The following is a 12,786-nucleotide window of genomic DNA, read 5'->3' as shown; positions in this document are numbered from 1 at the left end:
TCACGCCCGAACCGGCTGCTTCCGGGGCAACATTAGATATTCTGCACCATTGATAACAAACAGGACAAGAGTTAACTACTGCCAACTGGGCTTCGGTAAACCTCCCACCGGATTCTCCTGGCTGTCAGGGAAAAGCTACCGTGCGGCGTCTCCACAGGAGTGACGTACCGTCGGGCTCGTAGCAGATGTCACCCACTCGTCGGAGGCGATTACCGGATGCGACAGTTCCTGAGAGGCTGTCTGGCCGCTGCCGCCGCCTCCCTGTTGCTGGCCGGATGCTCCGACGGGGGACCTTCACCGCACGAGAAGCCGGCCGCCTCCGCCGCCCGCTCACCTGTTCCCAGGCCCACCCCCACGTGGAACGCGCACCCCGCGTCGATCGCCGCGCTGGGCGATTCCATCACCCGTGGCTTCGACGCCTGTTCCCTGCTGGCCGACTGCCCCGAGGTCTCCTGGGTCACCGGTACGCGGACCCAAGTGGACAGCTTCGCCGGGCGGGTGTTGGCCGGGGCCGGCGTCGCCAACAGCTGGAACCTCGCCAAGAGCGGCGCCCGGATGTCGGATCTGCCGGACCAGGCGGTGGCCGCCGCCGCCAGGAAGCCGTCGATGGTGACGGTGCTGATGGGCTCCAACGACGCCTGCCGCGACTCCGTCGCCGACATGACACCGGTGGCCGACTTCCGCGCCGACTTCACCCGGGCGATGACCGGGCTGCACAGCGCGCTGCCGAAATCGCAGGTGTTCGTGGCGAGCATCCCCGACCTCAAGCGGCTGTGGGAGGTGGGCAAGGAGAACCCGCTCGGCAAGCAGATCTGGAAGCTCGGCATCTGCCCCTCGATGCTGCGCGACGCGGACTCGGTGACCGAGAGCGCGCAGACGCGGCGGGACGCGGTCCGGGCGCGGGTGGTGGCGTACAACCGGGTCCTCAAGGAGGTCTGCGCGAAGTACGAGCACTGCCGCTACGACGGCGGGGCGGTCTTCGACTACCGCTTCACGTCGGACGAGTTGAGCAGCTGGGACTGGTTCCACCCCAACGCCCAGGGGCAGGCGCAGCTCGCCCGGATCCTCTACACGGCGGCCTTCGCCAAGCCGTAGAGAAGCCGCAGAAAAGCCCGTAGAAGATCCGTACGGAAGCCGCGGCGAACCCGTCCAACTCCCCTGTTCCTTGCGGACAGAAGCTGACCGCATGGGTCCGTAACGTACTGCTCATGGACACGAAGAACGCACTTCACCGGTACCGCTGGCTCGGGTACACCGCCGTCATCGCGGCGAGCGTCATGGACCTGCTGGACTCGACCGTCGCCAATGTCGCGGCGCCCGCGATCCGCACCGGACTTGGCGGCTCGTACGCCGACCTCCAGTGGATCGCGGCGGGCTACACCCTCGCCATGGCCGTCGCGCTGCTCACCGGCGGCCGGCTCGGCGACATGTACGGCCGCAAGCGGGTCCTGCTGGCCGGGATCGCCGGGTTCACGCTCACCTCGATGATGTGCGCGGGGGCGCAGTCGCCGCAGATGCTGATCGTGGCGCGGATCGCGCAGGGGGTGTGCGGCGCGGTGATGCTGCCGCAGGGCTTCGGGCTGACCCGGGACCTGTTCCCGACCTCCGAGATGAAGAAGGCGTGGGGGATCTTCGGGCCGCTGATGGGGCTGTCCGCGGTGATGGGCCCGATCATCGCCGGAGTGCTGATCCACGCGGACCTGTTCGGTACCGGCTGGCGCATGATCTTCGGCATCAACCTGCCGATCGGCGCGTTCGCGTTCGTGATGGGCTGGAAGTACCTGCCGGACGTGGCTCCGACCGCCCGCGGCTCGCGGCTGGATCTCCCCGGCGTGCTGCTCGCCGGAACCGGCGCCTTCCTGCTGGTCTTTCCGCTGGTGCAGGGCCGTGAACTGGGCTGGCCCGGCTGGGTGCTGGTGATGCTCGTCGCTTCGCTGCCGGTCCTGGCGGTCTTCGCCCGCTACCAGGTCCTGCGCAAGCGCTCGGGCCGCACGCCGCTGGTGGAGCCGAGCGTCTTCACCAAGCGGGCCTACGTCTCCGGCGTCGCGTTCGCCATCGCCTTCACCGCGTCCATGGGCGGCATGATCCTGACCCTCGGCATCTTCCTGCAGCTCGGCCTCGGCTACACGGCCCTGCACTCCAGCCTGACCACGGCGCCCTGGGCGCTGGGCGCACTCTTCGGCTCCGCCTTCGGCGGCATCATGATGGTCCGCCTCGGCCGCCGCATCCTGCACCTCGGCCTGATCCTGATGGGCGGCGGGCTGCTCGCCCTCTACGGCGTCTTCCAGTGGGCCGGCGCGGACATCACCGACTGGGACTTCACCGCCCCACTGCTGGTCGGCGGCGCCGGGATGGGCATGATCTTCGTGCCGCTCTTCGACATCATCCTCAACGGCGTCGACGGCCACGAGATCGGCTCCGCCTCGGGCACCCTGCAGGCACTCCAGCAGCTCGGCATGACGCTCGGCTTCGCCGTCCTCGGCACCGTCTTCTTCAACATCCTCAGCGACGCGAAGCCGGGTCCCGCCGGCCACATCGACGCCGCGCTGGACGCGGCCGGGACAACCGCACTGTGCACGGTGGGACTGATCGCGCTGGCCTTCGTCCTCGGCTTCTTCCTGCCGAAGACGGTCCGCGCCACGGAGGAAGCGGAGGCGGACGTCACGGCCGACCGCGAACTCGCCCTCGTCTGACAGCCGTCCGACCGACATCCCGCAGCTCCCCCGGCCACCGCCGGGGGAGCTCCGCGACGTTGTCACCCCGCCTTGCGCGCCAGGAAGAAGATGCTGGGGCCGAACGACAGCCGCGCCAGCGGCGACTGGAGAGCGCCCTCGGCGCGGACCAGGGCCTGGTGGGGCACGACTTCTTCAGCGTGCCGCTGCGCAGATTGGAGACGGACAGTGTCCGCTCCACCGTCAGGCCCGCCTCGGCGAGCTGCTCGGCGACCTTGCGCGGGTGGTGGTTGACGAAGGGGATCGAGTCCCGTTCGCGGTTCTCGGCGGAGCGGATGTCGACCGGCTCGGTGGGGATGCGCTGCCGGCGGGCGGCGTAGCGGACGCGGTTGGCCGCGTGCGCGAGGTTGGCGCTCTCGACGATGGCGATACCGCCGGGTCGCAGCAGCCGGGCGATCTCGGTCAGGGCGGGCACCGGGTCGGGCAGGTGGTGCATGACGCGGATCATCGTGACCAGGTCGACGCCGGCCTCGTCCATGTCGAGCCGGCCCGCGCTCATCAGCCGCATCGAGACATTGCTCTGGCCGGCGAGGAACTCCTCGGCGTCCGAGAGCTGCCTCTTGCTGGAGTCGACGAGCGTGACGTGGTCGGCGAACTCCCGGAGCACGGGGACGAGACGGCCGTAGCCGCCGCCCACGTCGGCCGCGTGGCCGAACCGCCGGCCGTCCAGGAGCGAGCGGAGCGCGGCGACCTCGGCATCGTGCTCGTAGCTCCGGTCCTGCCAGTACGTCCGGTAACTCTGCTCGTTCTCGTCGTACTGGTTCGTGCGCTCCGGCATGAAGATCCCCTCCCATGTCACTGCGGTCCTCCGCATGGACTGGGTTCCCCCCCATGTCGATGCGGTCTCTCGCATGGACATGTCTAGGAGGCCGGAACGGTTCCCGTCGCGTCGTCATTGTCTTCGTCAAGATCCTCGTCAGGTACCGGACCGGCGTCGTCCGGATCGGCGTCCGGATCGTCCGGAGCCGGAACGAGTTCGCGCACCAACAGGGCGGCGCCCGCGACCGCGCCCGGCATCGCGAAGACGGCGATGACCGGTACCAGGAAGAGCAGGACCAGCGGCACCCCGAATCCGAGGGCCAGCGGGAGCCGCCCGCGCAGCAGCCGCAGCCGGGTCCGCAGCGGGACGGAGCGGCGCTGCATCGCCACCGAGGTCAGTTCCGTGGTCAGGAAGAAGCCGGAGACGCAGAAGCCCACGACCGGGACGACGGTCTGGCCGACCACCGGGATGAAGCCGCAGGCGAAGAGCACCAGCCCGAAGGCCACGACCCGCGCCAGCACGGACAGGCTGTCCCGCACCGAAGTGAGGATCTCGCGCCAGAGCGGGATGTCGGGCTTGGGCGGGGCGCCGCCCTCCATCTCCTCGACGCGTTCCGAGAGCGACTCGTAGAACGGGTCACCGATCAGCAGCGCCACGGCGGTGAAGGTCACCATCGCCAGCAGCAACCCGCCGCTGAAGACGATGACCGTCAGCGTCCAGCGCAGCAGCGACCGGAACGGGGTGTCCCAGCCGTCCGCGAACGGCGTCGCCCAGGAGGAGAGGTCGTCGGCCCAGAAGCCGAGGGCGACGAGCGCCGCGATGTAGAGGACCAGGGCGATCAGGCCGGGCAGCAGCCCGAATCCCCACCACCTCCGGTGCCGCGCCACCCAGCGCTGGCCTTCCAGGAAGTACTTCACACCGGTCGTGAGATCACGCATGGGCGTCACCCTAACGACTCGGCCCGACAGCCCGGCCAGGGAGGGTGGAAGGGGCGGGGCGCGTCAGGGCGCCCCGCCCCCCGTCATGGGTCCCCGCCGTGTGGCGCGCGGGCGTTACGCGAGGTCCAGCGGGGCGCTCACCCGGAGGTCGGCGACCGAGCGGCCGGCCTCGACCTCGTAGTGCCCGGGGACGAGCAGCCAGTCGCCGTCCGCCTCGTCCCACACCTCGGCGGCGCGGCGCGGGAGTTCGACGACGGCCTCGACGCTCTCGCCGGGTCCTGCCTCGACGGACGCGAAGCCGGCCAGCCAGCGGGCCGGTCGCTCGACGGCGTCGGAGGCGGGGGCCAGATAGACCTGGACGACCTCGCGGCCGGTCCGCGAACCGGTGTTGCGGACGCGGACGGTGAGCGTGCCGAGCGCGTCGCCCTCACCCTCGCCGCGCTCGAACTCCGCCGACTCGTAGGCCCAGTCGGTGTATCCCAGGCCGTGGCCGAAGGCGTACGCGGGGGTGGCGCCGGCCTCCTCCCAGGCGCGGTAGCCGATGAAGACGCCCTCGTCGTAGGAGAGGGTGCCGTCCTGCGGGGTGACCTGGGCGACTGGCACGTCCGCGAGGGCGACGGGCCAGGTGGTGGGCAGCCGGCCGCCCGGCTCCTCGGCGCCGAGCAGGACGTCGGCGAGCGCGGCGCCGGCCTCCTGGCCGGGGAACCAGCCGAGCAGCACCGCGGCGACGTCCTCGCGCCACGGCATCTCCACCGGCGAGCCGGAGTTGACGATGACGACGGTGCGCGGGTTCGCGGCGGCGACCCGGGCGACGAGCTCGTCCTGGCGGCCGGGCAGCCGCAGATCGGTGCGGTCGAAGCCCTCGCTCTCGACGCGCTCGGTGGTCGCGACGACCACGATCGCCGTCTCGGCCGCGGCGGCGGCCGCGACGGCCTCCTCGATCAGCTGGTCGGGGTCGCGCTCCGGCTCGCCGTGCACGAAGGAGAAGCCGATCGCCTGGATCGGGGCGTCGGCGAACTTCGCGACGGTGTAGGTGAGGCTGACCTCGACGGTCTCGCCCTCGGTCAGTTCCACGGTGCCGCGCGGCACCGGGGAGCCGAAGAACGCCTCGAACGGGTCGGCGTGGTCGGCGGACTGCTCGCCGTCGAAGAGCCCGGTCCCGGCGACGACGAGCCGGAAGCCGCCGAGGCCGCGGGTGCCGAACGCGTGCGCGCCGCTCTCGCGCGGGGTGAAGGTGCCGGTCGCCTCGACGGTGGTCACCGCGTCGTAGCTGACGCCCTCCGGCATGTCGCCAAGCCACTGCACCATGCCGTTGGGCATCCGCTCCGAGCCGAGCTCGCGGCCTTCGGCGTCGCGGGCGACGGCGCGCAGCGTGAACCCCTTGTCGGCGACCGAGAGTTCGTCGCTGGGGTCGGCGCCGACCGCGTAGCCGAGCGCGAAGCCCTCGGGCAGCGCGGCGCGCAGGCCGTCGAGCGGGGAGACGATGTGGTCGGGGAAGACCTGCGCGGAGCCGCCGCCGAGCACCCGGGCGTCGCGGGCCGCGGCGCCGATCAGGGCGATGCTACGGACGGCCGAGGCGTCGATGGGCAGCGCGCGGCCGCCGCCGGCGACGGTCTCGTTGCGCACCAGGACGAAGGCGCGGCGGGCGATCTCGCGGGCCAGCGCCTCGCCGTCGATCCCGGCCGGGCGGTCCGCTGCGGCGACGGCGGCCGGGACGCCCTCCAGGATGCCGACGCGGGCGGCGAGCCGCAGCACGTTGCGGACGGCCTCGTCGACCACCGGCTCGTCGACGCTCCCGTCCCGGACGGCGGCGGCCAGCGCCTCGCCGTAGACGGTCCGCGGGCCGGGCATGGCCACGTCCAGGCCGCCGTTGATGGTGCCGACGGTGTCGCGGGCGGCCATCCAGTCGGAGACGATGTAGCCGTCGAAGCCCCATTCGCCGCGCAGCACCACGTTCTGCAGGTAGTGGTGCTCGCTCATCGTGGTGCCGTTGACGCCGTTGTAGGCGCACATGATGCCCCACGGGTGGGCGTTCTTGACGATGGCCTCGAACGGCGCCAGGTACAGCTCGCGCAGCGCGCGGGCACCGACCACGTTGTCGACGGTGAAACGCTCGGTCTCCGCGTCGTTGGCCACGAAGTGCTTGACGGTGGTGCCGACGCCGCCCGCCTGCACGCCCGCCACATAGCCGGTGCCGATCGCCCCGGTGAGGTACGGGTCCTCGGAGTACGCCTCGAAGTGCCGTCCGCCGAGCGGGGAGCGGTGCAGGTTCACCGTCGGCGCGAGCAGGACGTGTACGCCCTTGCGGCGGGCCTCCTGCGCGAGGAGGTTGCCGGCCCTGCGGGCCAGCTCCGGGTCCCAGGTCGCGGCGAGCGCGGTCGGGCTGGGCAGCGCGATCGACGGGTCGTCGGCGGTCCAGCGCACCCCGCGCACGCCGATCGGGCCGTCGGACATCACCAGCGAGCCGAGGCCGATCTCCGGCAGCGCGGGCAGCGTCCACATGTCCTGGCCGGACAGCAGCCGCGCCTTGGCGTCCAGATCCAGCTTGCCCAGCGCGGCCTCCACCGCTTCCTCGATGGTCGTGCGCCCGGTCTCCGTCATCGTCTGCTCCCTGTCGTCCCTCGGTGTCGTCCCTCCGCCCATCCTCACCCCACCTACCTGTAGATCGGTAGGGTAAGTTATCCATACGTTATCGAAATCTTTCAGCGACCAGGTTGGATTAGGCTCACGGCCGAAACGAAGGGGGCACGGTGTCCAGAACGACCGGAGACCGGCGGGCGGAGATCATCCAGGCCGCGGTGGAAGTGATCGCCGAACGCGGCTACCGCGGGGCGTCCCTCGGCGCGGTGGCCGAGCGGGTGGGCCTGACCCAGCAGGGGTTGCTGCACTACTTCCCGACCAAAGAGGCGCTCCTGGTCGCGGTGCTGGCGGCGCGCGACCAGTGGGACGTGGCCTCCACCGCACTGCACGGCACGACGTGGCCGCTGGAGATGCTGACCTCGCTGGTCGAGTACAACGTGACCCGACCCGGCATCGTGCAGACCTTCACGGTCCTGGCGGGCGACAGCGTCACCGAGGACCATCCGGCCCGCTCGTACTTCGAGGAGCGCTACCGCTGGGTGCGCGAGGGCGCGGCCGACATGCTGCGCGCGGAGTTCGGGGACCGGCTGCCCGGCGGCCTCACCCCGGAGCGGGCGGCGCCACTGCTCGTCGCCGTCATGGACGGCCTGCAGGTGCAGTGGCTGCTGGATCCGGAGGCGGTGGACATGGCGGCGGCGTTCCGGGACTTCGTCGCGCTGCTGGGCGCGACCACGCGGAGCGGCTGACGGACACGGGTAAGGGCCGCACCCCTGGGGGTGCGGCCCTTACCCGTGTGCCTTTTACCCGCGCCGATGGCCGGGCGGGGATCAGACGACGGTCAGCGCCACGTCGATGTTGCCGCGCGTCGCGTTGGAGTACGGGCACACCTGGTGCGCCTTCTCCACGAGCGACTGCGCGGTGGCCGCGTCCACGTTCGGGATCGAGACCGCGAGCTCGACCGTGAGGCCGAAGCCGCCGGCCGGGGTCTTGCCGAGGCCGACCTTGGCGGTCACCCGGGAGCCGGATATGTCCGCCTTCTCCTGGCGGGCCACCACACCGAGGGCGCCCTGGAAGCAGGCGCTGTAACCGGCGGCGAACAGCTGCTCCGGGTTGGTGCCGGCGCCGTTGCCACCCAGCTCCTTCGGCGGGTTGACGACGACGTCGAGCTTGCCGTCGTCGGTGGCGACCCGGCCGTCACGGCCGTTCTCGGCGGTCGCGACGGCGGTGTACAGGACGTCTACGGACTGGATGGTCATGAAAAGAACCCCTCCTGGTTGGTGCACTCGCGTGCATCGCCACGACTCGCGCCCACGGTCGCAACAATTTGTTGAAGAGCTTAGCCGGTCCCTTCAAGAGGGCCCCGGCCGCTCATGGCGACCGGGACCCGGCGATCACTCCGGCAGGGTGACGATCATCTTTCCGGTGTTGTCGCCGCGCAGTACGCCGAGGAACGCCTCGAAGTTGTTCTCGATGCCCTCGACGACCGTCTCGCGGTACCGCAGCTTGCCGTCCCGGATCCAGCCGCCGACCTCCTGCACGAACTGCCCCTGCAGCGCGGCGTGGTCACCCACGAGCATGCCCTGCAGCCGCAGCCGCTTGCCGATGATCTGCGCGAGGTTGCGCGGCCCGCCCGAGGCCTCGGTGTCGTTGTACTGGGCGATGGCGCCGCACAGCACGGCACGGCCCCGCAGGTTGAAGGAGCTGATCGCGGCTTCCAGGTGCTCGCCGCCGACGTTGTCGAAGTAGACGTCGATCCCGTCGGGGGCGGCCTTCCTCAGCTGCTCGGCCACCGGGCCGTTCTTGTAGTTGAAGGCGGCGTCGAAGCCGTACTCCTCGACGAGGAGCTTGACCTTCTCGTCCGAGCCGGCGCTGCCGACCACCCGGGAGGCGCCCTTGAGCTTGGCGATCTGGCCGACCTGGCTGCCGACCGCGCCGGCCGCGCCGGAGACGAAGACCGCGTCGCCCTCGGTGAACGAGGCGACCTCCAGCAGTCCCGCGTAGGCGGTCAGGCCCGGCATGCCGAGCGCGCCCAGATAGGCGCTGAGCGGCGCCGCCTGCGGGTCGACCTTCACGCTGTGCGCCGCGTCCAGCACCGCGTACTCGCGCCAGCCGAGCCCGTGCAGGACGTGGTCGCCGACCGCGAACCCGTCGGCATTGGAGGCGGTGACCCGGCCGACCGCGCCGCCCGCCATCGGCTCGTCCAGGGCGTACGGCGGCGCGTACGACTTCACGTCGTTCATCCGGCCGCGCATGTACGGGTCCACCGACAGGTGGAGGTTGCGGACGACGATCTGGCCGGGGCCCGGCTCCGCCGTCTCGACCTCGCGCAGGGCGACGTCATCGGTCGTCGGCCACCCGTGGGGGCGGGCTACCAGGTGCCATTCACGACTCTTCGGCATGAGGGGGATGCCTCCGTCCGCCATAGCTTGACTACGGCAAAGATTGATTTCCTCAAATAACGATGGACCTTGATGTTTGAGGTTGTCAAGTAACCGGGGGTACGCTGTGGCACATGTCCCCCACGCCTCAACGTACTGACCCCCTGACCCTCGAAGTGGTCGACCTGATCGCCACGGTCGTGGCGCGCTACCACGAGGAGTACGAGGAGGCCGCCGCAAACCACCAGCTCACCGGTGCGCAGGCCCGCGTCCTGGCGCTCCTGTCACGTGAGCCGCTGCCCATGCGGCACATCGCCCAGCAGCTCAAATGTGAGCCGTCCAACATCACCGGGATCGTCGACCGCCTGGAGGCCCGCGGGCTCGCCGAGCGCCGGCCCGACCCGGCCGACCGCCGCATCAAGCTGGCCGCGGCCACCGACGAGGGCCACGAGACGGCGGCCCGGCTGCGCAGCGCGCTGAATTTCGCCCGCGCGCCGCTGGCCGGGCTCTCCGAGGCGGAGCGCACCTCGCTGCGCGATCTGCTCAAGCGCATGCTGACCTGACGGCCACCCGGCATCAGCCCTGGGGGCACCTCCCAGGGCTGGCTCTGGGGGCACCTCCCAGGGCTGGCTCTGGGGGCACCTCCCAGCGGTAGCTGGGGGCGTACCTCCCAGCGGTAGCTCTTGGCTGGGGACTCTCTACCCGCACCACCACAGGACGGGCTTGCAGCTCGGGCTGTGTGTCGGGCTCGGCGGCCGGGTCGGCGAGGGCGAGTCCGAGGTCGTCGGCGCCGTCGGGCGCCGGCTGGTCGGCGATGACGACGACGTCGGCGTCCTGGACGCCGTCGCGGACGGCGAGCCCGACGGGGTGCCGGAGGTGCTCGCCCTGGAGGCCGGGGCCGAGCGGGCCGGCCGGGCGGTGCTGTGCCGCGGGGTGGGGCTGGACGCGCCGGCCTGCGGGATGGAGTCCCCGGCGGGCGCCTGCGAGGGGCCGTTGTCCGCTTCCGGTCCGCTCGCGAAGGTCCCCGACGACAGTGCCGCGGCCGTGCAGACGACCAGGACCAGGCCGACCCCGGCTCCCGTCAGTAGCCGGGCCCTGCCGCGGCGCCGCGCACGGCGGCGCGGTGCGCGGCGCCGTGCGGCCCGGCCACCCTCGTGGTCCGGCTCCGGGAGGACGGCCGGTGCGCCGGACGCGGGTGCGGGGTCCACGGGGATGACGAGCTGTTCCACGGGCGTGCCGCACCCGGGGCACGACAGGGCTCCGTTGAGGTGCCGTCGGCACGAGTAGCAGTAGTCCATTGTGGTTGGGACGCTATGCGGCCCTCAGGTCACGGGTGAATGCGATCGTGTGAAACTTCTGGGAAGATCGCGGCCCCGTAGGGGCGTTGCCGGACAATCCGGTCCCCTTCCGCGGCCACCCGGACGTCATCGGGCAGCCGCAGGAGGGGCGTTGCCTCAGTCGACCTCCGCCACCGCCTGCGCGAACTGCGCCGCGTAGAGCCGGGCGTAGGCGCCCTCGGCGGCCAGCAGTTCGCTGTGCGTGCCCTGCTCCACGATCGAGCCGGACTCCATCACCAGGATCACGTCCGCGTCGCGGATCGTGGACAGCCGGTGGGCGATGACGAAGCTGGTCCGGCCGTGCGCCAGGGTGGCCATGGCGCGCTGGATCAGCACCTCGGTACGGGTGTCGACCGAGCTGGTCGCCTCGTCGAGGACGAGGATCACCGGGTCGGACAGGAACGCGCGCGCGATGGTGATGAGCTGCTTCTCGCCCGCGCTGACCCCCGAGCCCTCGTCGTCGATCACCGTGTCGTAGCCGTCCGGGAGGGTGCGGATGAACCGGTCGGCGTGCGCCGCCCGCGCCGCCTCCTCGATCTGCTCCTGGGTGCGGCCCTCCGACCCGTAGGCGATGTTCTCCGCGATGGAGCCGCCGAAGAGCCAGGTGTCCTGCAGCACCATGCCGATGCCGGAGCGCAGGTCCTCGCGGGACATCGCGGCGATGTCCACCCCGTCCAGGGTGATCCGGCCTGCGGTCACCTCGTAGAACCGCATCAGCAGATTGACCAGCGTGGTCTTGCCCGCGCCGGTCGGACCGACGATCGCGACGGTGTGACCGGGCTCGACGCACAGCGACAGGTCCTCGATCAGCGGCTTGTCCGGCTCGTACCGGAACGCCACCTTCTCCAGGGCCACGCGGCCGAGCAGCTGCTTCGGCCGGGCGGCGTCCGCCGGGTCCGCGTGCTGCTCGGGGGCGTCCAGCAGCTCGAAGACCCGCTCGGCCGAAGCGACCCCGGACTGCACCAGGTTGGACATGCTCGCCACCTGGGTGAGGGGCTGGCTGAACTGCCGGGAGTACTGGATGAACGCCTGGACGTCGCCGATGGACAGCGCGCCGGTCGCGACCCGCAGCCCGCCGACGACCGCCACCAGGACATAGTTGATGTTCCCGATGAACATCATCGCGGGCTGGATGATCCCGCTGATGAACTGCGCCTTGAAGCCCGTCCGGTAGAGCATCTCGTTCTGCACCCTGAAGGCCTCGGCGGACTCGTCCTGCCGCCCGAAGACCTTCACCAGCGAGTGGCCGGTGTACATCTCCTCGATGTGCGCGTTGAGCTTGCCGGTGGTCTTCCACTGCTGGACGAACTGCGGCTGCGCGCGCTTGCCGACCGCCGTGGCCACGACCACCGACACCGGCACCGTCACCAGCGCGACCAGTGCCAGCAGCGGCGAGATCCAGAACATCATCACCAGCACGCCGATGATCGTGAGCAGCGAGTTCACGATCTGGCCCATGGTCTGCTGCAGCGTCTGCGCGATGTTGTCGATGTCGTTGGTGGCGCGACTGAGCACCTCACCGCGCGGCTGCTGGTCGAAGTAGGACAGCGGCAGCCGTGACAGCTTCGCCTCGATGTCCTCGCGCAGCCGGTAGACGGTGCGCTGGATGATGCCGGTGGCGGTCCGCATCTGGACCAGGCTGAACAGCCCGGCGGCCACGTAGATCCCCAGGACGGTCAGCAGCACGCTGCCCACCGCCCCGAAGTCGATGCCCTGGCCCGGCGTGAAGTCCACCGCCGAGAGCAGGTCGGCGACCTGGCCCTGGCCGTGCTGCCGCATGGTCTCGATCGCCTGCGCCTTGGTGGTCCCGGCCTTGAACTGCTCCCCGATCACCCCGGCGAAGATCAGGTCGGTGGCGTGGCCCAGGATCTTGGGGCCCAGCACGGAGAGCGTCACGCTCGCGGTGCCCAGCGCCAGCACCAGGTAGAGGAAGAGCCGGTCCGGGCGCATCAGACGGATCAGCCGCCGGAACGAGCCCTTGAAGTCCATCGACCGCTCGACCGGCCCGCCGCCCATGAAGCGCGCGGGCCCGGCCAGCGGCGCGGGACCGCGGCGGGGCGC

General features: G+C 71.1%; 11 protein-coding genes. 4 read left to right on the top strand and 7 right to left on the bottom strand.

Annotation, left to right across the window (positions count from 1 at the left end):
* The first annotated feature begins 216 nt into the window (after window positions 1-216).
* Window positions 217-1,095 (top strand): SGNH/GDSL hydrolase family protein, encoded by an 879-nt coding sequence (locus AC07DC_RS13880; protein ID WP_478914576.1) that lies wholly within the window; start codon window positions 217-219, stop codon window positions 1,093-1,095.
* A gap of 113 nt (window positions 1,096-1,208) precedes the next feature.
* Window positions 1,209-2,693, top strand: a complete 1,485-nt coding sequence (locus AC07DC_RS13875; protein WP_478914575.1) for an MFS transporter — start codon at window positions 1,209-1,211, stop codon at window positions 2,691-2,693.
* Here the strand turns inward: AC07DC_RS13875 and AC07DC_RS13870 are convergent.
* From AC07DC_RS13870 to AC07DC_RS13860, 3 genes are all read right to left on the bottom strand, one after another.
* The gene (locus AC07DC_RS13870) at window positions 2,662-3,510 is read right to left on the bottom strand and encodes a class I SAM-dependent methyltransferase (protein ID WP_478914574.1); all 849 of its coding nucleotides are present in this window, start codon (window positions 3,508-3,510) and stop codon (window positions 2,662-2,664) included. The two genes, AC07DC_RS13875 and AC07DC_RS13870, sit on opposite strands and share 32 nt — an antisense overlap.
* 83 nt (window positions 3,511-3,593) lie before the next feature.
* Entirely contained in the window at window positions 3,594-4,430 is an 837-nt protein-coding gene (locus tag AC07DC_RS13865; RefSeq protein ID WP_478914573.1) for an EI24 domain-containing protein, read from the bottom strand.
* A gap of 114 nt (window positions 4,431-4,544) precedes the next feature.
* Window positions 4,545-7,031: a beta-glucosidase H gene (locus tag AC07DC_RS13860; protein ID WP_478914572.1), complete on the bottom strand. Its 2,487-nt coding sequence runs from the start codon at window positions 7,029-7,031 to the stop codon at window positions 4,545-4,547.
* Between the two features lie 149 nt (window positions 7,032-7,180).
* Between AC07DC_RS13860 and AC07DC_RS13855 the strand changes: the two genes are divergently transcribed.
* Complete coding sequence (locus AC07DC_RS13855; protein ID WP_478914571.1) at window positions 7,181-7,756, top strand: TetR/AcrR family transcriptional regulator; 576 nt, start codon at window positions 7,181-7,183, stop codon at window positions 7,754-7,756.
* 81 nt (window positions 7,757-7,837) lie between these two features.
* Here AC07DC_RS13855 and AC07DC_RS13850 read toward each other — a convergent pair whose 3' ends face one another.
* Together AC07DC_RS13850 and AC07DC_RS13845 are read right to left on the bottom strand one after the other, a co-directional pair.
* Window positions 7,838-8,266, bottom strand: coding sequence for an organic hydroperoxide resistance protein (locus tag AC07DC_RS13850; RefSeq protein WP_478914570.1), 429 nt, complete (start codon window positions 8,264-8,266; stop codon window positions 7,838-7,840).
* Window positions 8,267-8,401: 135 nt separating this feature from the next.
* Window positions 8,402-9,409 (bottom strand): NADP-dependent oxidoreductase, encoded by a 1,008-nt coding sequence (locus AC07DC_RS13845; protein ID WP_478914569.1) that lies wholly within the window; start codon window positions 9,407-9,409, stop codon window positions 8,402-8,404.
* Between the two features lie 113 nt (window positions 9,410-9,522).
* On the opposite strand from AC07DC_RS13845, the gene AC07DC_RS13840 reads away from it, so the two are divergent.
* Window positions 9,523-9,951 (top strand): MarR family winged helix-turn-helix transcriptional regulator, encoded by a 429-nt coding sequence (locus tag AC07DC_RS13840; RefSeq protein WP_478914568.1) that lies wholly within the window; start codon window positions 9,523-9,525, stop codon window positions 9,949-9,951.
* Between the two features lie 135 nt (window positions 9,952-10,086).
* Here the strand turns inward: AC07DC_RS13840 and AC07DC_RS13835 are convergent, their stop codons facing one another.
* Both AC07DC_RS13835 and AC07DC_RS13830 read right to left on the bottom strand, forming a co-directional pair.
* Window positions 10,087-10,686 carry an SCO2400 family protein gene (locus AC07DC_RS13835; RefSeq protein WP_478914567.1) on the bottom strand — a complete coding sequence of 200 codons (600 nt, stop codon included), beginning with the start codon at window positions 10,684-10,686 and terminating at the stop codon, window positions 10,087-10,089.
* 156 nt (window positions 10,687-10,842) lie between these two features.
* A complete protein-coding gene (locus tag AC07DC_RS13830; protein ID WP_478914644.1) occupies window positions 10,843-12,762 on the bottom strand; it encodes an ABC transporter ATP-binding protein in 1,920 nt (639 codons plus the stop codon).
* Window positions 12,763-12,786: the final 24 nt, after the last annotated feature.

This window comes from Streptomyces sp. NPDC045021, assembly GCF_056432645.1.
This window is presented reverse-complemented; position numbering and strand designations above follow the sequence as displayed.

Coding starts and splice junctions, on each gene's coding strand:
- AC07DC_RS13860 (WP_478914572.1), bottom strand. CDS start 7,031: ATGACGGAGACCGGGCGCACGACCATCGAGGAAGCGGTGGAGGCCGCG.
- AC07DC_RS13840 (WP_478914568.1), top strand. CDS start 9,523: ATGTCCCCCACGCCTCAACGTACTGACCCCCTGACCCTCGAAGTGGTC.
- AC07DC_RS13880 (WP_478914576.1), top strand. CDS start 217: ATGCGACAGTTCCTGAGAGGCTGTCTGGCCGCTGCCGCCGCCTCCCTG.
- AC07DC_RS13845 (WP_478914569.1), bottom strand. CDS start 9,409: ATGCCGAAGAGTCGTGAATGGCACCTGGTAGCCCGCCCCCACGGGTGG.
- AC07DC_RS13850 (WP_478914570.1), bottom strand. CDS start 8,266: ATGACCATCCAGTCCGTAGACGTCCTGTACACCGCCGTCGCGACCGCC.
- AC07DC_RS13875 (WP_478914575.1), top strand. CDS start 1,209: ATGGACACGAAGAACGCACTTCACCGGTACCGCTGGCTCGGGTACACC.
- AC07DC_RS13835 (WP_478914567.1), bottom strand. CDS start 10,686: ATGGACTACTGCTACTCGTGCCGACGGCACCTCAACGGAGCCCTGTCG.
- AC07DC_RS13870 (WP_478914574.1), bottom strand. CDS start 3,510: ATGCCGGAGCGCACGAACCAGTACGACGAGAACGAGCAGAGTTACCGG.
- AC07DC_RS13865 (WP_478914573.1), bottom strand. CDS start 4,430: ATGCGTGATCTCACGACCGGTGTGAAGTACTTCCTGGAAGGCCAGCGC.